The organism is Bacteroides sp., from assembly GCF_028690125.1.
GTDB lineage: Bacteria > Bacteroidota > Bacteroidia > Bacteroidales > Bacteroidaceae > Bacteroides.
Window position 1 is genome coordinate 82006 of record NZ_JAQVBV010000007.1, and the last position, 23670, is coordinate 105675.

Annotated in this window: 13 protein-coding genes; 9 read left to right on the forward strand and 4 right to left on the reverse strand. The window is 37.8% G+C overall.

Annotated features, from left to right (window positions below):
- Positions 1-204: 204 nt before the first annotated feature.
- From PHO71_RS06595 to PHO71_RS06605, 3 genes are read right to left on the reverse strand one after another with little or no spacing between them, the layout of a single operon-like run.
- Positions 205-981, reverse strand: a complete 777-nt coding sequence (locus PHO71_RS06595; RefSeq protein WP_300200692.1) for an amidohydrolase — start codon at positions 979-981, stop codon at positions 205-207.
- Positions 982-1031: 50 nt separating this feature from the next.
- Positions 1032-1586, reverse strand: a complete 555-nt coding sequence (locus PHO71_RS06600; RefSeq protein WP_300200694.1) for a 1-acyl-sn-glycerol-3-phosphate acyltransferase — start codon at positions 1584-1586, stop codon at positions 1032-1034.
- 8 nt (positions 1587-1594) lie between these two features.
- Positions 1595-1864 carry a hypothetical protein gene (locus PHO71_RS06605; protein ID WP_300200697.1) on the reverse strand — a complete coding sequence of 90 codons (270 nt, stop codon included), beginning with the start codon at positions 1862-1864 and terminating at the stop codon, positions 1595-1597.
- Positions 1865-3755: 1891 nt separating this feature from the next.
- Here PHO71_RS06605 and PHO71_RS26175 point away from each other — a divergent pair.
- The 8 genes from PHO71_RS26175 to PHO71_RS06640 all read left to right on the forward strand — a co-directional run bounded on the left by PHO71_RS26175 (position 3756) and on the right by PHO71_RS06640 (position 19858).
- Positions 3756-3902, forward strand: coding sequence for a transposase (locus tag PHO71_RS26175; RefSeq protein WP_367279887.1), 147 nt, complete (start codon positions 3756-3758; stop codon positions 3900-3902).
- Between the two features lie 556 nt (positions 3903-4458).
- On the forward strand, positions 4459-5352 hold the full coding sequence (locus PHO71_RS06610) for an ABC transporter ATP-binding protein (protein WP_300200700.1): 894 nt from the start codon (positions 4459-4461) through the stop codon (positions 5350-5352).
- 13 nt (positions 5353-5365) lie between these two features.
- On the forward strand, positions 5366-8671 hold the full coding sequence (locus PHO71_RS06615; protein WP_300200703.1) for a xanthan lyase: 3306 nt from the start codon (positions 5366-5368) through the stop codon (positions 8669-8671).
- A gap of 22 nt (positions 8672-8693) precedes the next feature.
- Entirely contained in the window at positions 8694-10190 is a 1497-nt protein-coding gene (locus PHO71_RS06620; protein WP_300200706.1) for a TolC family protein, read from the forward strand.
- A gap of 7 nt (positions 10191-10197) precedes the next feature.
- The gene (locus PHO71_RS06625; protein WP_300200709.1) at positions 10198-11259 is read left to right on the forward strand and encodes an efflux RND transporter periplasmic adaptor subunit; all 1062 of its coding nucleotides are present in this window, start codon (positions 10198-10200) and stop codon (positions 11257-11259) included.
- 48 nt (positions 11260-11307) lie between these two features.
- Positions 11308-14418 carry an efflux RND transporter permease subunit gene (locus PHO71_RS06630; protein WP_300200712.1) on the forward strand — a complete coding sequence of 1037 codons (3111 nt, stop codon included), beginning with the start codon at positions 11308-11310 and terminating at the stop codon, positions 14416-14418.
- A 2-nt stretch (positions 14419-14420) separates the two neighbouring features.
- The gene (locus PHO71_RS06635; protein WP_300200715.1) at positions 14421-19130 is read left to right on the forward strand and encodes an efflux RND transporter permease subunit; all 4710 of its coding nucleotides are present in this window, start codon (positions 14421-14423) and stop codon (positions 19128-19130) included.
- 14 nt (positions 19131-19144) lie between these two features.
- Positions 19145-19858: a hypothetical protein gene (locus tag PHO71_RS06640; RefSeq protein ID WP_300200718.1), complete on the forward strand. Its 714-nt coding sequence runs from the start codon at positions 19145-19147 to the stop codon at positions 19856-19858.
- Positions 19859-19988: 130 nt separating this feature from the next.
- Here the strand turns inward: PHO71_RS06640 and PHO71_RS06645 are convergent, their stop codons facing one another.
- A complete protein-coding gene (locus PHO71_RS06645; protein ID WP_300200720.1) occupies positions 19989-22202 on the reverse strand; it encodes a patatin-like phospholipase family protein in 2214 nt (737 codons plus the stop codon).
- Between the two features lie 273 nt (positions 22203-22475).
- On the opposite strand from PHO71_RS06645, the gene PHO71_RS06650 reads away from it, so the two are divergent.
- Positions 22476-23669, forward strand: a complete 1194-nt coding sequence (locus PHO71_RS06650; RefSeq protein WP_300200722.1) for an efflux RND transporter periplasmic adaptor subunit — start codon at positions 22476-22478, stop codon at positions 23667-23669.
- Position 23670 lies beyond the last annotated feature (1 nt).

The following is a 23670-nucleotide window of genomic DNA, read 5'->3' on the forward strand; positions in this document are numbered from 1 at the left end:
AGGTATTGTTGCTGCAATAAATCGTTTTTAACATTTGTTTCATCAAGAGTAACTACTCAGGTATGATTACTATTAGTCTAAGAGAACCTAGTGGAGAATCTCCTCTCTCAATATACTAAGGAGATGTGGTGTTTCGACAAGCTCAGCATGACAGATACTGTTGATTATCAAAGAACAGTCTACCTGAACAGTTGCCATCATGCATCAAAGTTGGAATGAATCTGCATCTTTCCACACTGGAAATTTCTCTCTGAATCTCTGCAAGGTAGTCAGATTGAGGGCAGCAGTAGTGATTCCTTCCTGTCCCTCGGGCAAGGAAGTGATTTCCTCTCCAAGAGCCGAATATACTACACTTCCTCCATTATAATGAAGATGATATCCGTCTGTACCTATTCTATTTGTTCCGCACACATAACATTGATTTTCCAATGCACGTGCTCGCAATAATGTATCCCAAGCCAGGCGACGTGGTATGGGCCAGTTTGCTACATATACCAGTAAATCATATTCGTTATTCACATTTCGACTCCATACCGGGAAACGTAGGTCATAACATACAAGCAAACAGATATTCCATCCGAGATAGGGGATAATAAGACGTTCATTTCCGGCAGAGAAATGTTCACTTTCCTGTCCCATACGGAATAAATGGCGTTTATCATAATAATGTTCTTTTCCTTCGGGGGTGAGGAAAAAAGCCCGGTTATAAAAACAGCCTTTATCTTCCGCTATATAACTTCCACAGATTGCTGTTTGATAGATAGAAGCCCATTGCTTGAGTGTAGTTATAGTGGTTCCGGTAACCGGCTCTGCCAAAATATTGCTTTGCATACTGAATCCGGTAGAGAACATCTCCGGTAAAACAACAATCTCCGTTGTTCCACGAAGACTTTGCAGTTTCTCGTGGAGCAAACGGAGATTTTCCTGTTTATTTTCCCAAACGATATCGGTCTGTATGATAGAAATTCGAATGGAATCCATACTATTATTAGTCTATTAGCAATTTTCCTTCAAGGTCTTCCATGATAAAATTAGATATCTCCAAGTGTAAAGTTCTCAGGATGTTTTCCTTTGAAATCTTTGAAATAGAGTTTAATTTCCCGCATATCTTTATTAATATCACCCGAAGGCATGATTGCTTTTGTTGCTGAAATAGTTTTTTTCTCGTAATCAATGCCAATCAGCACAATAGGCACTTGTGCTTTAAGAGCAATAAAATAAAACCCTTTTTTCCAGTTTGGATTTGCTTTACGAGTTCCTTCGGGAGTAATAGCCAAATGAAACTTCTTGCTTTCGGCAAAACGTTTTGCCATCTGGTCTACCAACGAAGTCTTTCGTCCACGATCTACAGGAATCCCGCCTACCGCTTTGAAGAGAAGTCCTAACGGAAAAAAGAACCATTCTTTTTTCATCATGAAACTTGTTTTACGGCCTAAAGCTCCATAAAACAGTTTTCCAATAAATAAATCAAGGTTCGTTGTATGTGGTGCCGCACAGACTACACATTTATCGTAATTAGGTACTGTAACGTTTGTCTTCCAACCTAAAAGGCGGTAATAGATAAAACTGTAAATGGCTTTTTTCATTCTGTCTTTTAGTTCAATTTTCCGATAGCGTCAATAATCTCGTCCATCTTCGCATTGAAGTCTATTCGGAATTTCTTATAAAAACCTTTCACGTTTCCTGGTTCTGTATGACTTATTCGGCTGACAAATTCATCTTGCATTTTTAGAATTTCTGCCATAATCTCATCAGCTTTAGCTTTGTCAGTACCAGGTATAAACATACTGTTGATCAAACACTCGGTGAATAATTCCCCTGCGATATAATTTACATTTTTCTTGAGTTTTCTTCTACTTGCCATAATATTTACATTTAGTAGTGAATAATAGAGAATATTTTGTGTAAAGATAGGGACTTTCTTTGATTCTAGCGAATAATTGAAGCGAAATTCCTATTTATTTCTGACTTTGTTATTGGCTATACTAGCTGTTCCTTCCATCTGCTGGCTAAATGGAATATCATAATTAGAGTCTGCTGAATAAATCAGTTCCTCACTATTTTATAATAGGCAAATTTCGCTTGGGTGCACATTACTTTCCAAATATCTGTTTTCCATTTTCCCTGTTCATATAAATCTCATCCGCGCAGATTTTTGCCCGGAGGAAGTCAAACCGCTACCGATAAAAAGTTCAGTCTGAAGATATAAATCCGAGGCTTCATTATAAACGTCCCAACAGTGATGTTCGATATATCAATTGATTAACTTCGTATTGGTTATTGAAATGATTAACACGTTCAATTTTTATGGTGACGATATCCGGTCATGATACCGTCACTATCTTGACCGAATGGTGTCACTATACCAACCGGATACCGTCACTATTCTAAACAAGGATGAATACATAAAATTCTATCTTTTGTTTCGTTCGTTTTCCTGTTCTTTGTGCTATGATATATATGTGGTAAACTCACTAATTCATAACCCTATTTTTAGATTTCAACTAGGGTGCATACTAGTTTCGATTACTATCGCCAATATCTGTTTATGCTAGTCAATAATGCGTTAAAGTGGAAAAGTAGTTTTTATCCAAATTACAACTTTGGCAGTCTTTCAGTCCGGATAGCAAATGACGATAAAGTTGCTCGCCGAAGCTACCATAACGACCCAATAGAAGGAAATTAATCCGTCCGGGAATGATTAGATATAAAACTGTCACTTTAAGCATAAATTTATCACGGTATTTGTTTGTTTTCGCACAGGATTTTCGAAGAGTGCTTTTTATTGTCCATTGCAAATATATCCCATTATTCAAAAATAATCGGTGAAGTTATGTATTTGTCTTCAATGCTTTCACCATTTGCCTAAAACTTCCTCCAAGAAGGCAATAGCGGGTGAAAGCAATATAAAAAACTGTATTTATGGCGGCTTCACGGTTTTCACCCTGCTTCCCGGTCGATCATAATTTAAAGCAAAAAAGATACTCTGCCTGCCGGATACAGATTCAATCAGGTGAAACCGATGAAAGTGTAAAAAGATCTTTCTGGAAAAGAATGCTTCATCCATAATTAACTGGTCAATAATTATTTAACCACAAGGTGAAAGAGGAGAAAGAGTCATTATATCATAAGTAAAATCAACCACTATAATGATATAAATTCTTCGTTTAATTCATTCCTTTTTCAATTGAGTTCAACTCAATATCCCATTTTCATAATTTGATATCCTAATAGCTAAAAAAAATGCTAATATAATATTTTTTTCTTTCCAATGTTTGAATTCAATTATTGAAGTTTTTTTAATGCTTCAGAAAACTATTATATCTTTGTTTCTAAAGTATTAATACCCAATTTACAAGGTATTAATACCCTTCAACTTGGGTATTAATACTCTACAACTTGAGTATTAATACTCTACAAACAGCATATAAACGCCCTACAAAGCACTTGCAAATCTTTAACTTTTGTATTTTCTTTCGCCTGCCTTTTGGCAATCGTTCGTTCAATATTTCACTCCCACTTATGTAAGAATGGCCCAGATATGGAGTGTGTTTTTCCACTTTGGCAGTTTTTGTAATTTTAAATATTACTACCTCCATTATGTGAGTGAACACTTGAAACAAGATTTCCCCAATCAATTTTCATATAGCCGCTTCGTTTAATTCAACACTGGGTCATTATAATATTAATGATATTTATAGAACTTATATATCTTGGAGAATCCACTGGAATTACCTTTATAGATTCTACCAAAAATTACAGTTTGCCATAACAAGAGGATCAAACGCAATAAAGGATTCGAAGATATGACAGCAATAGAAAAGAGTACAATGGGGTGGCTCTATGATTTTAAACTCCATTTAGTTTGTAATGACAAAGGAGAGTTACTTAATTTTTTCTAATAAAAGGTAATGTGGATGACCATGATGCAGACCTATTCAATCTGTTATAATTATAAAATGTGTGGCTTTCTTAATCAACCGGATAGTCTTTGGAAAAATTTATAAAAGAATACCTTTAAGTAATGCCTGATGATTATGCTAAGATTACGTTCTTCATTTCTTTGATAAACATATATGGGTAGATTAAAAATTATGTTAAATTTGTAGGAACTTATAACTTATTTGAAGATTGACTGAATACTAGTGATGATAGTGTTTATCCAGTAGGAATACAACCCCAGATTATGCAACAGAGGAACCTAATGGAAGGAAAAATAAAAGACAATGTCCCGAAAATGAAGATAGAAAACATATAATAACAGAAGGTTAGTTCTATTTATTTGAATAATTCCTTGCAACTTTGTGACGCTATTTTATTTATAATTATTCACTACTTTTTATAGTGAATCTTAAGGATGATGATGCTAATATAAGTTAATTATTAAAATAATAATCTATGCAATGTAAATAAAGTCTATCTTTAACGACTATTACAACATAGGACAAAAAACACGCCATGAGTATTACTATTAAAAACCTCAATAAAATATATCCTAACGGAAATCATGCATTGAAAGATGTGAATCTTGAAATCCCTTCGGGGATGTTCGGTTTATTGGGACCTAACGGTGCCGGCAAATCTACTTTGATGCGTATCCTTGTCGCTTTAATGGAACCCACCTCCGGGCAAGTTGAAATTTGTGGATATGATTTGATGAAAGAGAGAAAAGAAATCCGGGGTATTCTGGGATATCTTCCTCAGGATTTTCGCTTTTTTGCTAAATATAAAACATATGAGTTCCTTGATTATGCCGCTCGATTATCTGGAATGACTCATAGCAGACAAAGAAAGCAGGCAGTTGATGAAATGCTCGAAAATGTAGGACTATTCGATGTTCGTGAACGATATGCCAATAAACTATCGGGAGGTATGAAACGGCGTTTAGGAATTGCGCAAGCGCTGATACATCATCCCAAAGTAATTATTGTCGATGAACCTACTACCGGACTTGATCCGGAAGAACGTATCCGTTTCCGCAACCTTCTTTCCGAAGTCAGTGAGAATGACGTAACCATTATCTTATCTACTCATATTGTAGGCGATATTTCAAGTACCTGTAATAATATGGCGTTAATGAACCGGGGGCAAGTCTCTTTCGACGGTTCTCCACAAGAGATGCTGAAGATAGCCGAAGGCAAAGTATGGAGGATTAAAGCTAATGGTGACCAACTACATGAGATTGATAAAAAATATCCGGTAATCTCTACTATTCCGTCAGGAACAGGTTGGGAGGTACAAGTGGTTACAGATAAGGTGGAAGGATACGAAGCTGATCCATTTCCCCCCAATCTGGAACATGCCTATGTATATTATATGGAGAATCAGTTAAACCTTTGGACAAACGACTAAACATGATGCTGTTATGACTTTTATATCTAATATACAATCGGTAGCGAAATATGAAAGCAAATTATTAATAAGAAGTTGGTTCTTCAGGGTATTTACGGTACTTGCTGTATGTATCATTAGTTTTTTAAACTTCATGTTATTTTTATCGGAAGATATGGGAGGGCTTTGGATTGCTACATCCATACCTTCGAATATACCTTATCTAATCTTATTGTTGTTAAATACGGGACAGGCGGTTATTGCTATCTTTCTGGCTTCTGATTTTTTGAAAAGAGATAAGAAGCTTGATACATCAGAAGTTTTTTATGTCCGTCCGTTAAGTAATGCAGAATATGTTATCGGCAAGATTTGGGGAAATCTGCGTGTCTTTTTGATTTTGAACCTGATTGTAATTGGTATTACAGCAGCATTCAATCTAACATCAGGAGAGGTAGACTGGATGGCATATGTTATTTATTTCTTTCTGATTAGTGTGCCTACTCTTATCTTTATCATTGGTCTGTCTATATTCTTAATGTTAGTACTGAAAAATCAGGCATTAACATTCGTAATATTGTTAGGTTATATTGGATTGACCGTTTTCTATATTGAAGATAAGTTTTATTATCTTTTTGATTATATGGCCTATAGCCTTCCTCTGGTAAAATCCACGATTGTAGGATTTTCCAATTTGGGAGTGATCTTAAATCACCGGGCTATTTATCTATTTGCCGGCTTGGCATTTATATTTTTTACAATCTGTCTTTTCCGGCGTTTGCCTAACTCGTTGCGAAGTAATTACTCATGGTTGTTTCTTTCCTTCGGCATCATTTTGTTGAGCCTTACATCAGGCTATTGGCATATACATTCAATTTTGTATCAAGGTGATATACGAACTATTTATACAAATATCAATAATCAATACGTTGCCACTCCGAAAATGGCTATTTATCAATATGATATTTCGGTAGAACAGTATCCTGATAACTTTTCATCGGAAGTGGCTATGAAGGGAATAGCCTTAAAATCGTCTGCTGTATTCACATTCTGTCTCAATCCCGGTTTAAACATTAGTGCCGTTTATTCGGGTGAACAACCGCTTGAATTCAAGCGTGACAAACAAATAGTATTGGTGGACTTTGGGAAAAATATAGCAAAAGGAGATACTGCCTCCGTTACATTTAAGTATGACGGACAGATAGACAATTCATTTTGTTATCTGGATATTCCATCGGAAATGTTGCAGGCTCCCAGGAAGAAGCTCTTGTTTAATATTGATAAACAGTATTGTTTCCAGACAAAAGATTATTTGTTGCTGACTCCTGAAACTTATTGGTATCCTCGTGCGGGAACAAGTTATAGCGACAAAAGTCCGGATTGGCAACAAACTTATTTCAGCAATTATCATTTAAAAGTTAAACCTCTTCCGGGATTGATCCCTCTATCTCAAGGTGAAGGGAAGAGTGACGAACAAGGTGTTTACACATTTAATGGAGATTTTCCGTCTCAAACAATCTCATTGATTATAGGAAACTATCAGCAAAAAAGTGTCTATTCCGATAGTGTACTGTGTAGTATCTGGCATATAGAAGATCATGACTATTTTACAGCAGCATTTGATTCTATTCAAGATACAATTCCTACGCTTATACGTAATATTAAAGAACAGTTAGGACGGCAATTTAAATTGGAATATCCATTTAAGCGATTTTCCATTGTAGAAGTACCTGTACAGTTTGCAAGCTATGAACGTACTTGGTCGCAAGCACAGGAAACCATGCAACCGGAAATGGTTTTATTACCTGAAAAAGGGGCTTTGTTGAATCTGGATGTGAAAAGAGAAGTTAAAAATCACATCCGTTGGTCACGCGGTGATCATGAAATCAGTGTGGTAGAGGCCCAGATGCGTACATTCAATAATTTCGCTTGGACGTTTATGCAAACAGAAGGCAATTATAACTTTTCATTAGGTAGTAGAGGACGAGCTAACCTTTCAACAGAGGCAAATCCTTATTTTCTTTTTCCACAGATTTACAATTTTCGTTATAATATTTTTTCTTCGGAATGGCCGGTAGCTAATCGGGTAATCGAATTATATTTGCAGAAAAGGTCTGAGAATAGAGGATGGGAGCGAGAAATTAATGGCATCAGTAATAATGAAAAGGCCATTTTAATGTTAGAAAAACATACATTCAAAGAGTTGTTATCCAATGTCGAACTACGTGATTTACAAAATAATATAGTTGGGTTAGAGGCAAGCCGTCTTTTTGCCGTGCCCGAAATAAATATAGGCGTAGAAGCTTTCAGAGATTCACTGTATTCATTGCTGAAACGCAATACTTTCTTGAATATAAAGTTTGAGAATATGCTTGATACGTTGGGGATTATAAGTAAAGCGGATATTCATTCTTCTTTGAGAGAATGGACAGAAACGACGCCTCTTCCTTTCTATTCTATTGGCACTCCTGAAGTGACAAAAGTAACCAATAAAGGTGGAGAGGAATTTTATGTTTTGAAAATATTGATTAGCAATAACTCAGATTATGATGGAATTATTCATATCAATATTCGTCAGAATGACTGGTGGAGTCAAACGGTAGAAGATCCTAGGGCTAGTAGAAAATTGGAGATGCCTCCTCATACAAGTAAAGAATTTGTGTCGGTTTGGGAAGAACAGGTTCGTAGAGTTGAAATCAATACGATGGTTTCAGGAAATCTTCCTAATGTGATTGATCAACCTATTGGTAATATCAAACAGGAACAAAATAGAATAGTCAAAGATAGTATTTATATATTGCCGGAGTCTTCATTTGAGTTGCCGGGAGAGGTTATTGTGGACAATGAAGATTCCACTCTTTTTGTTCTCTCTACTCCTGCCGTCGTGGGACTTTTACCTAAATGGATGAACGAAGTAGATGACACATCCTTTAAATATGCCGGCACACCTTCGTGGCGTCCACCTTTGCAATGGACGGCCACTACCAATGAAGGTTATTACGGAAAATATATTCGATCGGCTTATGTGATAAAAAGTGGGAATGGTGGGCAAACTGCTACATGGAAAGTACCTGTACCGGAATCCGGTCAGTATGATTTGTATTATCACGTATTCAAAGATAATGAACTGCGATGGAACGATCGTGCACGAGGAGAATATCACTTTAAAGTGATGTATGACGATGGCGTGGAAGATGCTTATATTGATATGAGAAAAGCCAATGAGGGATGGGAGCAGGTAGGTACCTACTTCATTAATTCCGACACAATTCGCGTGGTGCTGACAGATGAATGCAAACTGAGAACTGTCACAGCGGATGCAGTGAAAATAGTGAAACGATAATAATTAAAAAACAGCAAACTATATGGAAAGTGACTTACGACTATTAAAAAGGATGCTATTGACTATCGTTACTTTTATGGGGTTTACTTTGTCATCGCAAGGACAAATCCCCTTAACGATTGACAAGGCGATGGAAATTGCGCAAAAGAACAGTCCTTCTCTTCGCAATTCTCAGATGAATTTAGAGAGGTATAAACAGAATTTGTTAGCTCAGAAAGCTTCTTTGAAATCGCGATTTTCATTGGAATTGAATCCGGTGAGTTATGGTAAGGACAGGTCTTTCGACACATTTAATTCGAGTTGGTATACTGGAGAAACATTTAATACTAATGGAAGCTTCCGGGTGGAGCAACCTATTTTATGGACAGATGGTACTATTTCTTTAATTAATACCTTTGGGTGGCAGAAAAACAACTCAATTTCGGGTGATGATAAGAAAAATAGCCAGGTATTCAATAATAATCTTCGTCTTCAATTAAGCCAGCCCATTTTCACTTATAACAAGAGAAAGATGGAATTGAAGCAGATTCAGTATGATTACGAAAATGCCAATATTAGTTATGCTTTGCAACGTCTGAATACGGAAAAAAGTATTACCGATCAGTTTTATGCGGTTTACATGGCACAAAGTAATCTGGAAATCAGCCGTGAGGAATTGATCAATGTCCAGCAGAGTTATGAAATCAAGAAAAATAAAGTAGAAGCTGATTTAGCTGCTAAAGATGAACTTTATCAAGCTGAATTGAATCTTGCTACAGCACGTTCGTCTGTAGATGAAAGACAGGTTAGTCTGGAGAATGCAAAAGACAAACTCAAACAGACACTTGGAATGAATCTGGATGAAGACATTCTTGTGTTTGCTGAAGTGGATATCAAACCGATACAAGTTGATTTGGATCAAGCTATTACGCATGGACTCGGTTCTCGTTTGGAAATTCGCCAGCGGGAGATAAAGACCAAGGAACTAGAATTCGATATGATAAAGACCAAAGCTATGAATGAATTTAAAGGAGACGTGTCTTTATCTTTCGGATTGACTGGAGATAATAAGAATTTGGATAAGATGTTTGATAATCCGACACAAAATCCACGTGTTTCAGTCAGTTTTTCTGTTCCTATCTTCGATTGGGGTGAAAAAAGGGCAAGAATTAAAGCACAACAGATTGCGCAGCAGATAAATGAACTTGAGTTTCACGAAGAGAAAGTTGATATTGAACTTAATATTCGTCAGGTATGGCGTAGTCTCGAAAACCTTCGGACACAGATTAAGATTGCTGAGCAAAATGTGAAAAACGCTCAATTGACTTATGATTTGAACCAGACCAGATACCGTGAAGGCGATATTACCGGTATGGAAATGAGTCAATTCCAAACTCAGCTCTCAAATCAAAAAATCGCTTATACGCAATCATTGATTAATTACAGAATAGAATTACTTAACCTCAAAATTCTTTCGTTGTATGACTTTGATACAAATAGTCCTATTGTTCCAATGAAAGATATGATCGATAAAAAATAAGCAGGCCATGAAACAGTATCACATTTTAATTGCATCTACTTTATTAGCAACTATATCATTAACTAGCTGTGGTGAAAGACCACAAAATGCACCCAATGATATTGCTACCCCAGTATCTGTGATCGAACTTAAAAAAGGTTCGATCAGTAAATTAATAAATACAACAGGGACAGTACAGCCTACTTATGGGCTATCTCTGAATTCAGAAATGAGCGGGAGTTATAAACTTCAGAACAATCCGAAAACTGGAAAACCTTTCAAAATGGGAGACCGGGTGAAGAAAGGACAACTCATTATTAAACTGGAAGATAGAGAGTATGAAAATGGAATTGCTATTGATGCTAAAGAGTTAAGCCTTGAAATAGCCGAACAAGAACAGACTAAGCAAAAAGCTCTTTATGAAAAAGGAGGGGTAACTGTGGGTGAAATGCGGAATTCAGAAGTAAAGGTAACTAGCGCCCGCTACGATTATGATAATGCTCAGCTCAATCTGGAAAAAATGAAAGTAATAGCTCCGTTTGATGGCGTTATTGTCGATCTACCCCATTATACATCCGATAGTAAGGTCGAACAAGGTAAACCAATGGTAAGTTTGATGGCTTATGATAAAATGTATATGGACATCAATCTGCCGGAAAGTAGTATTCGTTATATTAAAGAATTACAGCCGGTATATATCACTCATTACACCATACCTGGCGATACACTTAGAGGGAAAATTAGTGAATTATCTCCGGCAATTAGTACAGAGACACGTACTTTTAAGGGAAAAATCCTGATTGATAATGATCAGTTGAAACTACGTCCGGGTATGTTTGCCAAAGCAGATATTGTGGTAGATAAAGCCGATAGTTCTATTATTATTTCGAAAGACGTTATTCTGTCTAACCGTCACCGAAAATATGTATATATAGTTGAAAAGAATACAGCTAAGATACGTAATCTGGAAACCGGTTTGGAGGATGAATACAACATTGAAATTTTATCCGGTCTTAATGTAAACGATAATCTGGTAGTGAAAGGTTTTGAAACATTGAAAGAAGACGCAAAAGTGAAAATTCAAAAGTAAATCAGTGGTCTGATGAACAAACACACCTTTCGAAAATAGGAATCACGTATGAAAAATATAATCAAATTTGCAGTAGGCAATCCGGTTACGATTTGTATGGTTGTATTTGCCCTCTTATTGCTGGGGAAAGTATCATACGATCAATTGAGTGTAGACTTATTGCCCGATCTGAATAATCCCCGCTTGTTTATCGAGCTAAAGGCTGGAGAACGTCCTCCGGAAGAAATCGAAAAACAATTTGTAAAAAACATGGAATCGATGGCTATCCGGCAGAGCGATGTTACGCAGGTTTCTTCCGTAATCAAGGCCGGAACAGCTCGAATCACAGTTGAGTATACTTGGACTAAAGATATGGATGAGGCTTTTCTTGATTTGCAGAAAGCCATGAATCCATTTGCTCAGAACAAGGATATCACTGAATTGAAAATTACCCAGCATGACGCGAATCTATCACCGGTAGTTCTGGTAGGTATGTCTCATCAAAGTATTACAGATATGGCGGAGTTGCGGAAAATCGCAGAAAGTTATATCCGGAATGAATTGATTCGTTTGGAAGGTGTTGCCGAAGTAACTCTTTCGGGAGAAGAGGTGAGTACACTGACCATTCAAACAGATCCTTATAAATTAAATGCATTTCAGCTAAAGATAGAAGATGTTGCTTCTCGTATCGAAGCGAATAACCAAAGTATATCCGGAGGACAGGTTAGCGAACTTGGATTGCAATATTTGGTGAAAAGTTCGAGCCTGTTTACAACGGAAGCTGATTTTGAGAATTTAATCGTTGGCTACAAACCGGTTCAGCAACAAGCTACATCAGGAAATAATTCTTCTGAAACAGCTGATGCTAATAAAGCACCTATCTTCTTGAAAGAAATAGCAACTGTTCAGTTTATGAATGCTCGCCCGGAGAATATAGTCCGTATCAATGGTCAGCGTAGCATCGGTTTGTCTATTTATAAGGAGATGCGTTTTAATACAGTGAAAGTAGTAGATGAAGTGACTCGTAAATTAGCTGTAATAGAGAATGCATTGCCTGGTTATCATTTTCAAGTAATCTCCAATCAGGGAACGTTTATAAAAAGTGCGATTGGAGAAGTAAAAAGCAGTGCTTTATTAGGTGTAATTCTTGCTATTGTTGTATTATTTATATTTCTTCGTCGAATAGGAACGACCCTGATTGTCAGCCTTGCTATTCCGATCTCCATTGTGGCCACTTTCAATCTGATGTTTTTCAATGGACTTACTCTGAATATCATGACGTTGGGAGGACTGGCTCTTGGAGCAGGTATGTTGGTGGATAATGCCATTGTAGTCATAGAAAGCATCTTCCGAAATCAGGAAAAAGGATTGAGTATCAAGGAGGCTGCTATTACAGGAACCGCAGAGGTTGCTAATGCAGTAATAGCTTCTACTTTGACGACTATAGTCGTATTTCTCCCGATTGTTTATCTTCACGGAGCTTCGGGTGAATTATTTAAAGATCAAGCTTGGACGGTTACTTTCTCACTTCTGTCTTCTTTATTTGTGGCTATTTTAGTGATTCCGATGCTGTATATTCAACTCTCCGGTAAGAAGGTGAAGATGGAAGAGGTGAAGTCAATCCGCATGACGGGATATAGCAAAATGCTTCGTACATTGGTCCGTCACCGTTGGTGGGTGATTGGTGTGGCAGTAATGCTACTTGTTGTAACAGGTTTGCTGACTCCGTTTATTGGAACCGAATTTATGCCAAGGGCTGAAAGTAAGGCTTTTACTGTTGTGGTGAAAATGCCTGAAGGTACGCAAATGGAACGTACTTCTGCTGCTGTAGGCAATTTGGAAGAATTGCTATACACTATTGTTGGAGGTGATTCATTGTGTACGGTATATAGTCATGTCGGAGAAGGAAGTGGTTCAGAAAATGCTGTTTTTGAGGGAGAGAATACAGCGATGATGAAAGTAATCCTTTCACCGGATTGTATTTTTCCACCGGAAAAGGTAATCGCTCAATTCGTTGAGTCAGCTAAGAACCCTGACGGCTTAGAAGTAACAATCCGGCAGGATGAGAATTCTTTGAATTCTTTATTGGGTAGCGAAGGGGCTCCTATTGTCGTGGAAGTCAAAGGCGAGGAACTGGATGAAATAGCGCAAATTACTGAGGAAGTAAAACAACAGATGCTTGGAGTAAACGGAATATACGATGTAAGTACTTCAATAGAAGATGGTGCTCCCGAAGTTGTGATTACCATCAATCGTACCATTGCCGGTATTAACAATTTGAGTGTTGCTACAGTGATTGAACAACTAAAGCAGCAATTAAGCGGTAAGGAGGTTGGAAAAATGGAATATCGTGGTGAGATGCGTGATATTGTAATTAAAGTTCCAAATATACCTTTAAGCTCTCTTGGGTCATTGGTTATAAAGAGTGGTACACAGGAGTTTTTATTGCAGGAAATTGCGACAATTACTCATAGCCAGGCTCCCAAAGAAATATTGCGTCGTAACCAAAGTCGTGTCGGTAAAATAATGGCAAATATGGAAGCCGGTAAATCACTTGATAAGGTAGCGGAAGAAGTGCGTCAAAAGGTAAGTGGAATTGATCTGCCGGTAAATTATAACATCACAGTAACCGGAGAAGAAGAGAAGCGGCAAGAGTCTATGAATAGTTTATTGTTTGCTCTGGTACTTTCTGTTGTACTGGTCTATATGGTAATGGCTTCTCAGTTCGAATCATTGTTGCATCCTTTCACTATTTTGCTGACTATTCCTTTAGCTGTGGTAGGTGCTATCTTACTTTTCTTCATTACAGGAACTACCATTAATATGATGGGAGTTATCGGTATTGTGATGTTGGGAGGTATTGCTGTCAATAACTCTATTATTTTAGTAGACCGTATCAACCAGCTTAGCCAAGCAGGCATGGAACTGACGGATGCCATTGTAGAAGCGGGACAACAACGTATTCGTCCCATTATAATGACTACGCTGACTACAGTTTTGGCGATGCTCCCCATGACATTCGATTTTGGTGAAGGTGCTTCTTTGCGTTCGCCGATGGCTATTGCTGTGATTGGAGGTTTGATTACTTCCACCTTGATGAGCTTGATGGTTATCCCTTGTGTATATTATGTCTTGGAGAAACTCAAAAGGCGTATAAATCACCGAACTAAAAACAGCTGAAGATGAACTTTTTACTAAATAGGAGAATTACGATTTGTATGTTGTTTATTGCACTTAGCCTTTTAGGTTATGTGTCGTATAAACAGCTTCCGGTAGAGTTATTGCCCAATGCAGAACTTCCGGTATTGTTTATCCAGGTATCATCGCAGCAAGATATGGATCCTTCTTATGTAGAGTCGGAAGTAGTTATTCCACTCGAAGGAGCAGTCAGCGCAATAGGTGGGGTAGACAAACTGCAATCTAGAATTGACAGGAGACAATCCAGCATACAAATTGATTTTAAAAAGAATATCAATTTTAAAATGACCTCTCTAAAACTGCAGGAAAAGGTGAATGAAATAGCTGCTTCTTTTCCTAGCGGTTTTACTGTACAAGTGCAGAAAGTCGATATTGCTCAAATGAGTAATAACTTTATGGTGCTTCAGGTGCGCGGTTCCGGAGGAACCGATCGTGTTAGAAATTTAGTGGACGATCATATTCGTGCCGACCTGGAGAATGTAGATGGAGTAGCTTCTGTAAATGTATATGGAGGGCGACAAAAGGCTATTGAGGTACGTCTCAATCCGGAGACATGTAAAGCCCTGAACCTCACACCATCCAAAATAAGCGGTCTTCTTTCTCAGAACACACAAGAAAAAACTTTTGTGGGTTTTGCTAATGAACCGGATAGTAAGAATTTTGTCCATGTCAATGCTATGTATACGGAAGTGTCTGATTTGGAGAATATTGTTGTAGCTCCGGGACCTATCTTGCTGAAAGACGTAGCGACGGTATTTTTTGATTTGAAAGAGGAAACCACTTATAGCCGTGTAAATGGGAAAGAAGCTGTTTCAGTTGCTTTGATTAATGATTCCCAAGCTAACCTGATTGAACTTTCACATCGTGTTTCCGAGGTGGTGGATAAACTGAATGAGAAGCTGATCCCGTTTGATCTGGAAGTAGTAGTGCAAGAGAATAAGGCTGAAACTATGGAGAATAATATCAATCAAATCATTAATCTTGCGTTAGTGGGTGGATTGTTGGCTGTATTTATCCTTTGGCTTTTTCTGAAAAATATGCGGTTGGTATTCTTTATTGCATTGTCGATACCGATTTCTGTTTATACAGCTTTCAACTTCTTTTATGCTTCCGGCATCACAATCAATAGCCTTACATTAGTAGGAATGGCTTTGGCTATTGGGATGTTGTTGGATAATAGCGTTGTGGTGCTCGAAAATATTTATCGTTTATCAGGGAGTGGGTGTACCCCTGAACGTTCGGTTACACAGGGAACTAAAGAGGTGTGGCGTTCTATTGTAGCAGCTACACTGACCACAATTACTGTATTCTTACCCTTTGTTTTTTCTGATAATTTCTTGATTAAGCTAATTGGTCACCATATCGGAGTATCTATAATCTCTACTTTGACTATCTCTTTGTTTGTAGCTTTACTTTTTATTCCGATGGTTACTTATCTGATCTTGAAAAAGAAGAACGGGAATAGTATTATTTACGAGAAAGTATCGATTGTTCAACGCCCGATGCAGATTTATTTGGTTTTATTAAAGACCTGTATGCGCAATCCGGGAGTCACCATATTTGGAGCTGTGATAGTACTTTTTGCAACTCTCATATTGTCATTGACATTGAATGTGCAACAGATGAAAGAAGTAGAATCTGATCGGTTCGACATTAGTGTGATGATGCATAACGGAAGTACGCTTGAAAATACGGATAAATTGGTAAGAGTATTGGAAGAACGTTTGGCTGATGTGCCCGAAAAGAAAGATTTGATATGTCGTGTTCGAGAGAAGGAAGCAACTCTTACACTGGTTTTGCAAAAAGATTATCAGAAGATAGCCAAACGAAAAATAGCCGATATTAAATCGGATGTGCAGAATAAAGTTTCCAATATGAATGGAGCTGAAATTTATGTTTCTGACCCGATGGGAGGAGGTGAAGAGAATTCAGCAATGAGTAGTCTTGGTGGTTTTATGCGTTTATTGGGGATAGGCAACAATCGTGAGCGAGTAGTTGTACGAGGATCTGATTTTGAGATGATGCAAATGGTAGCCGAAGAAGTGCGTTACTTATTGGATGGACAAGATTTTGTAAAAGGTACTCATGTGTCGTTTACTCCCCGACAGGCAGAGATAAATCTGAACTTTGATCCGATTTTGCTGACCACTTATGATATTAACCGCAACAATATTACTTCAGGATTAATGTCGCTCAATCGTGAATTTTCTTCCGAAGCTACTTTTAAAGTAGGAGATGACACCTATGATATTATCATCCGTGACGAAATACCGGAAGAAGAAACAGAAGAAGAAGCAAAAGAAAAGGCTCAAAAAGAAAAAACAGTAGATGATTTACGTGCGGTTCAGATAGAGAATGCCAATGGTGGTATGCATAATCTGGAAGATATATCGACTATTAACTATGGTCGTGGTCGCTCTCGGATTATACGTGTCAATCAGGATAAACAGATTGAGGTATACTATAATTTCCCGAGAGATGTTCAGTCCTCAAAAGATTTGCTGCAAGGATATCGTTCTGATATCGATCAGTTAATTGCCAACTATAATCTTCCCGCCGGAGTAGCTGTGCAAGTATTTCATGAAGAGGATGAGTTTGGAGATTTCAAATTTCTGATTTTGGCAGCTTTTATTCTGATCTTTATGATACTTGCTTCTGTTTTTGAATCTATTGTAACGCCGTTCGTTTTGCTTTTTACAATCCCGTTGGCTGCTATCGGTTCTTTGCTGGCACTGCTCCTTACAGGTAATAGCTTGATGAATGCGAATACATTAACCGGATTCTTGATATTGCTGGGAGTGGTCGTCAATAACGGAATCATACTGATAGACTACGCCAACATATTGCGTTCAAGGGGGTATCGTCGTAACAGAGCGTTGATGACTGCCGGTATGTCCCGTATTCGTCCGATTTTGATTACTTCTATCACAACGATTGCTGCGATGCTTCCGTTGGCAATGGGAGATACGGAATATGCAGGAGCTATCGGTGCGCCATTTGCAATTACAGTAATCGGCGGACTTCTTTTCTCTGCTTTATTGACGTTGATTTTAATCCCTACGGTCTGTATGGGATTGGAAAATGTACTTCAGTGGTATCGTTCGTTATCTCGTAAAATATGGATTACCCATTTGATTCTTTTTGTAGTCGGTGTAATCAGTATTTGGTTTTATGCCGATGGAATGCTTTGGCAATCAATCTATCTGGTTGCATTAATTGCAGGTATACCGGGTATGACCTACTTTGCACAGACCAGTCTCCGACGAGCAAAATCGAAGGTTATAGATCCGAATGAGGAGATACATATCTCTGTCCGGAATCTGGTTAAGATATATGATTGGCCGGGACGTATCAGTCGTCAATGGAACAGTGGATTGCAAATACGTAAACATTTGGGATTGAGTAATGAATATCACTCACTGAAAGACTTTGTGAATGTATTATGGCAATTGGGAATTTTAGTATTCGGCATTTATTTCACTTATTTCTTTATTCAGAACAGGCTCTGGATATTCTTGTTCTCATTTGTAATTTATGCATCTGTTCTGTATCTGTGGAGAAAAGTACGTTCTTATTTATATTATCGTTACGAGGAAAGTAAATGGGTGAAGATGATCAATCGTGTGATATTCTGGTGTCTTCCTCCTATAATCTTGTTTGAATTATTTAGAAAGATGGATAATAACGGTCTGGTGATTATGATCGGACTGCTATGGTTTGCAGGTATTGCTATTTACGTTACTTCTCAGTATTTATATGATCATAATATAAACATAGAGCGTGTATCCGGACGTTTTGCAGGACTTCGCCGTTCTTATTTCCGTATGGTAAAAAGTATTCCATTAATTGGAAAACGACATAAACCTTTCAAGGCATTACGTGGTGTATCATTTGAGATTCAAACAGGTATGTTCGGATTATTGGGACCTAATGGAGCTGGGAAATCAACTTTGATGCGTGTGATCTGTGGAATATTCGAACAGAGCTATGGAAGTATTTGGATCAACGGTCTGGATACTCGTGTCTACAGGGAAGAATTGCAAAGTTTGATAGGATTTCTGCCACAGGAATTTGGTACTTACGAAAATATGACATCGTGGGAGTTTCTTGATTATCAGGCTATATTGAAAGGTATAGTCGATGGCAAATTACGTAATGAACGTTTGGATTATGTTCTGAAAGCAGTACATATGTATGAACGGAAAGATGAGAAGATAGGTTCATTCTCGGGTGGTATGAAGCAACGTATCGGTATTGCACTTATCTTGCTCCATTTACCACGCATTTTGGTTGTAGATGAGCCTACGGCAGGACTTGATCCACGTGAGCGTATACGTTTTCGTAATCTATTGGTGGAATTGAGTAAAGACCGTGTTGTCATTTTCTCTACTCATATTATCGAAGATATATCCAGTTCCTGTAATCAGGTAGTGGTGATCAATAAAGGTGAATTGAAGTACTTTGGTAATCCTTTGGACATGGTAGAAATGGCTAATGGCAAAGTATGGCAGTTTAATATTGATAAGGCAGAGTTTGAAAAAGTGTTGGATAAATCATTGGTAATACATCATATTCAACAAGATGACTCTATTCTTGTACGTTATCTTTCTATTGATCAACCCTATGAAGGAGCTGTAGAAGTAGAAGCTAATTTGGAAGATGCTTATCTTTGTCTGTTGAAGAATATGAATTAAAAGAAAAGAAGGATATGACATTGAATCAAATCATACAGTTGTTGCCCAAAGTAGTGAAATATAACCTGAAAATTATATTTGCCGGAAAATTTGTCTGGTTTCTTTTGGCGGCATTTTGCTTTTTTGCCTTTTTTATGTTCCAGAATGCATGGAAACAGGAGGAGATTAATGAAGGACTTATCTATAGTATCCTTTTATTTCCATGTATATTGCTTATTTTCTACCCGGCTGTGTTCGGCATTCAAAATGACGAAGATAGCCGGATACTGGAAATTCTTTTTGGTATTCCGGATTATAAGTATAAAGTCTGGGGAGTACGGTTGCTCATGATATACGTAGCTATTTTTGTCATTCTAATAGCCTTTTCATATGTAGCTATCATTCTATTGTATCCGGTCAATCCCCTTGAAATGTCTTTGCAGTTGATGTTTCCGGTGCTTTTCTTAGGTAATATGGCTTTTATGCTTTCTACTATTACACGAAGTGGAAACGGAACAGCCGTACTAATGATTATAATTGGTATTGCACTGATATTTGTCGGTAAAATGAATGGTATGGATCGTTCTTTCTGGAATATCATATTGAATCCTTTCAGTATGCCCGAGGGTTTTCATCCAATGATATGGGAAAGTGTCCTCATCAAAAATCGTATATTTCTTTTGTCTGCTAGTTTAATCTGGGCGATGATTGGATTACTGAATTTACAGAAAAGGGAAAAATTTGTGTAATATAAAGATATTCTTAGACGCGGATGCGGATAACGGGGATGATGTGGATTTAAGAAAAAAAGATCCACGTCATACTCGTCTAAAAAATATGCAATCAAGTTTTTTGTACAGCTAACTTCCGTTGCTAGAGTTAAAAATAATATCCTAGATTAACATAACAGCTCCCCTTATCAGTCTGATTGGAATATCCAAATGTGATTTCCAAGGGACCGAAGATGCTATCCATACCATAGCCCACACTAATTCCATACAGTTGTTTACCTCTCAAGATTTCGAAGAAATTGCTTTCTGTCAATCCATAATTACCTGTCAGGCTGAGATAGTGGATACTTCCCATCCGTTGGCGAAGCTTTATTGAAGCAATCATGATAGAGTTATCCATTAACTCCATATTTGTAATTCCGGCAAAAGGTAGTTGTTGAGGAATATACAGGCCATACACTTCACCACCTATTGCGTTTTGTATCGGATAAGGAAAATCTCTGCCTATAAGTATGCGTCCGTAGATAGAAGGTATGACAGAAAAACGACGGGTAACAGGAATGATACTAGCCCAAGAGCCTTTTAATGCAGAGAATGGTGCATGTTCATTATACTGTGCCATATTATCTGTATAGAGTGAGTAGGAGGCACTGAAATCACTTCCTTTAGAAGAGAAATATCCTTTATCATATGTATTATAATGTACCTGAGCAAAGTAGCTTAGGAAATGTTCAGATTCAATATCCAAATCAGCCAACTCGGGCTTTTTAAATAGAAAATCTTTGTATTTATAATATTCGAAGCGGAATCCGAGGCCAAAGCGGAAATTCTTATACCATACGTCTGAAAAACCAAATTCTGCCAGATGGTATTTGTAAGTCAAGTTGTAGGCTCGGTTGCCTTCATCATATATGTTGATATCATTATACTGAAACATATATGAAAAATTGAAATTTCGTTGTTTCATCGGTTCAAGCGTATAATCGATCCGGGCTGCATACCGCTTACCCAATCGTCCGGTAAGAGAGACTCGGGAAGGAATATGAGTTTTAAGATCCGCAGTACCATTGACTAACAGAGAGGCGATCTCTTCCGAATCGAAACGGATACCAAGATTGATTCTCTTCTCATATTTTTCTTCAAGCATGAAAGTCAGGTGATATCCTTCGGAAGTATGAGTCAGTTTGTAGCTGGCACTGGAATAGGATTGACTGCCACGTAATTGAAATAAAGCTTGTTCTATTTGTTGGGTGGTGATATTACTGTTTTCTTTTAAATTACATTTTTTCATCAACCATTTTCTATCCTTCTCTTCTATACCGGGAAAAGATATCTTCGTTACGTAAATTGTACGGGAATTAGACAGAGAAGAGTAGGGACCGTGTTGCTCGGGAATATAGTCATCTGGAATCCCGATCTTCTTTTTCAAAGCAATTAGAGAATCCCATTGTGCCCGCGTCGCTTCTTCTCCACGTTGCATCAGTGAGTCAATAGCTGCCGGTGTAAAACTGGCTGAAGAATATCCGTCTACATTCACACGGATATAGGTATCTGTCAGGTCTACGTTCTTTTCGTGATTGGTTTGGCAGGTAAGATCTACAATTTGTCCCAGAATATCCGGGGCACTATTGAGCTTATCTGCACCTTTCAGAGCGTTTTGCACATCCACTCCGATAATAATGTCCGCACCCATGGCTTTTGCAACATCTGCCGGATAGTTATTGACGATTCCACCATCTACAAGTACCATACTATCCATTCGTACCGGAGTAAATACACCGGGAATAGCCATACTTGCACGCATAGCAGTTGAAAGTACACCCTCACGGAACACTACCTGGTCTCCATTGACAACGTCTGCCGATACACAAGCAAAGGGAATGGGCAATTTATTGAAATTGATGGAATCATGATAACCCAAAGTCAGGTCGGAGAATAAATTGGCAAGGTTTTGTCCTTTTATAAAACCACCGGCAATTTCTTTTGGATTCTTTGTAAATGGGATAGAGACAATATATTTTTCAGAACGTTCGCGATCTGTAAGTGACATGGAACTGCGCTTGATACGGTCACTTAAAAGAAATGTCCAGTCTTGTTTTCGTACCATACTGTCTAACTGTTCCGGAGTATAACCGATTGCATAAAGTCCGCCTACTATAGAACCCATACTGGTTCCAACTATATAGTCGATAGGAATTCCTGCCTCTTCAATGACTTTGAGTGCTTTAATATGAGCTACTCCCTTAGCACCACCACCACTTAGCACCACACCTACCTTTTTACGTTGTTGCTGAGCGTGAACAGAAAAAGGAATTAATAAACCGAATAATAAAACCAATATAGAAAATAGTTGCTTTTTCATTATAATACGGTTTGAAATTAACGACCATCGTATACAATACAAATGTAGGAGATAATTTGTTTAGTTGTTGAAATGTAAATGAGAAAAAATGTTCCAAAAGTCGTTATTGTAGATTAATTCTACATTTTCAAGTTAATTCCACACTTTTATATGAAGGCTCTCTTTTTATAACTTTCTGATTATTAGTGAATAATTTATTTCTTCTAAAAATGGAACACCATTTGCCGAATACAGCGTAGACAAGCATAAGTTAAATTAAATAATTGATCCGATATGAGATTATTTTTTTCGAAAGGAGAGTTGAAACTGAGAAGAACGAGAACCATTGCTGCTATTATTTGTATGGTTTGTGTGTTGGCAACTTATTGGATACTAACCCGCCCCCAGAAGGCAGAGCCGGAGATTCCGACAGTAATATTGGAACCGGCAATAAAAGATGATGTAGAAATATTTGGGGAGTATGTAGGACGTATTCGTGCCCAGCAATTTGTAGAAGTACGTGCCCGTGTGGAAGGTTATCTGGAAAATATGCTTTTTGCAGAAGGTACTTATATAAATAAAAATCAAGTATTGTTCGTCATTAATCAGGATCAGTATCGTGCAAAAGCCGATAAAGCCAGAGCCCAGTTGAAGAAGGACGAGGCGCAGGCATTGAAAGCGGAACGTGATTTAAAACGTATTCGTCCATTGGTTGAACAGAATGCGGCCAGTCAGCTAGACTTAGACAATGCTGAAGCTGCTTATGAAAGTGCTGTGGCAACAGTAGCGATGAGCGAGGCTGATTTGGCACAGGCTGAACTTGAATTAGGATATACCGTTGTCCGTTCACCCTTATCAGGTCATATCAGTGAAAGAAATGTGGATCTTGGAACATTGGTCGGCCCCGGAGGTAAATCTTTACTTGCTACCATTGTCAAGAGTGACACGGTATTGGTAGACTTTAGTATGACAGCTCTCGACTATCTGAAAAGTAAGGAACGTAATATAAACTTTGGACAGAAAGATTCAACTCGTTCCTGGCAACCGAATATTACTATTACTTTGGCTGACAATACAGTATATCCGCATAAAGGATATGTAGACTTTGCAGAACCGCAGGTAGATCCTCAGACGGGTACTTTTTCTGTACGTGCTGAAATGCCTAATCCTAAACAGGTTTTATTACCGGGACAGTTTACTAAAGTGAAACTTCTACTGGATGTGCGCGAAGATGCAATTGTGGTCCCGATGAAAGCTATAACGATTGAAAAAGGGGGAGCGTACATTTATACAGTACGTAAAGATAATACGGTAGAGAAACGTTTTATTGAGCTTGGTCCTGAAGTTGGAAATAAGGTAGTAGTAGAAAGAGGACTTGCAGCGGGTGAATTGGTAGTAGTAGAAGGTTTCCATAAACTGACACCGGGGATGAAAGTAAGATTCGGTCAGCCGGAAGAGGAGACTAAGATTAATTCCAAAGAAGTATAAT

Excerpts from the sequence above, each read along its gene's own strand:
- PHO71_RS06595 (WP_300200692.1), bottom strand. The coding sequence starts at position 981 with ATGGATTCCATTCGAATTTCTATCATACAGACCGATATCGTTTGGGAA.
- PHO71_RS06600 (WP_300200694.1), bottom strand. The coding sequence starts at position 1,586 with ATGAAAAAAGCCATTTACAGTTTTATCTATTACCGCCTTTTAGGTTGG.
- PHO71_RS06605 (WP_300200697.1), bottom strand. The coding sequence starts at position 1,864 with ATGGCAAGTAGAAGAAAACTCAAGAAAAATGTAAATTATATCGCAGGG.
- PHO71_RS06610 (WP_300200700.1), top strand. The coding sequence starts at position 4,459 with ATGAGTATTACTATTAAAAACCTCAATAAAATATATCCTAACGGAAAT.
- PHO71_RS06615 (WP_300200703.1), top strand. The coding sequence starts at position 5,366 with ATGACTTTTATATCTAATATACAATCGGTAGCGAAATATGAAAGCAAA.
- PHO71_RS06620 (WP_300200706.1), top strand. The coding sequence starts at position 8,694 with ATGGAAAGTGACTTACGACTATTAAAAAGGATGCTATTGACTATCGTT.
- PHO71_RS06625 (WP_300200709.1), top strand. The coding sequence starts at position 10,198 with ATGAAACAGTATCACATTTTAATTGCATCTACTTTATTAGCAACTATA.
- PHO71_RS06630 (WP_300200712.1), top strand. The coding sequence starts at position 11,308 with ATGAAAAATATAATCAAATTTGCAGTAGGCAATCCGGTTACGATTTGT.
- PHO71_RS06635 (WP_300200715.1), top strand. The coding sequence starts at position 14,421 with ATGAACTTTTTACTAAATAGGAGAATTACGATTTGTATGTTGTTTATT.
- PHO71_RS06640 (WP_300200718.1), top strand. The coding sequence starts at position 19,145 with ATGACATTGAATCAAATCATACAGTTGTTGCCCAAAGTAGTGAAATAT.
- PHO71_RS06645 (WP_300200720.1), bottom strand. The coding sequence starts at position 22,202 with ATGAAAAAGCAACTATTTTCTATATTGGTTTTATTATTCGGTTTATTA.
- PHO71_RS06650 (WP_300200722.1), top strand. The coding sequence starts at position 22,476 with ATGAGATTATTTTTTTCGAAAGGAGAGTTGAAACTGAGAAGAACGAGA.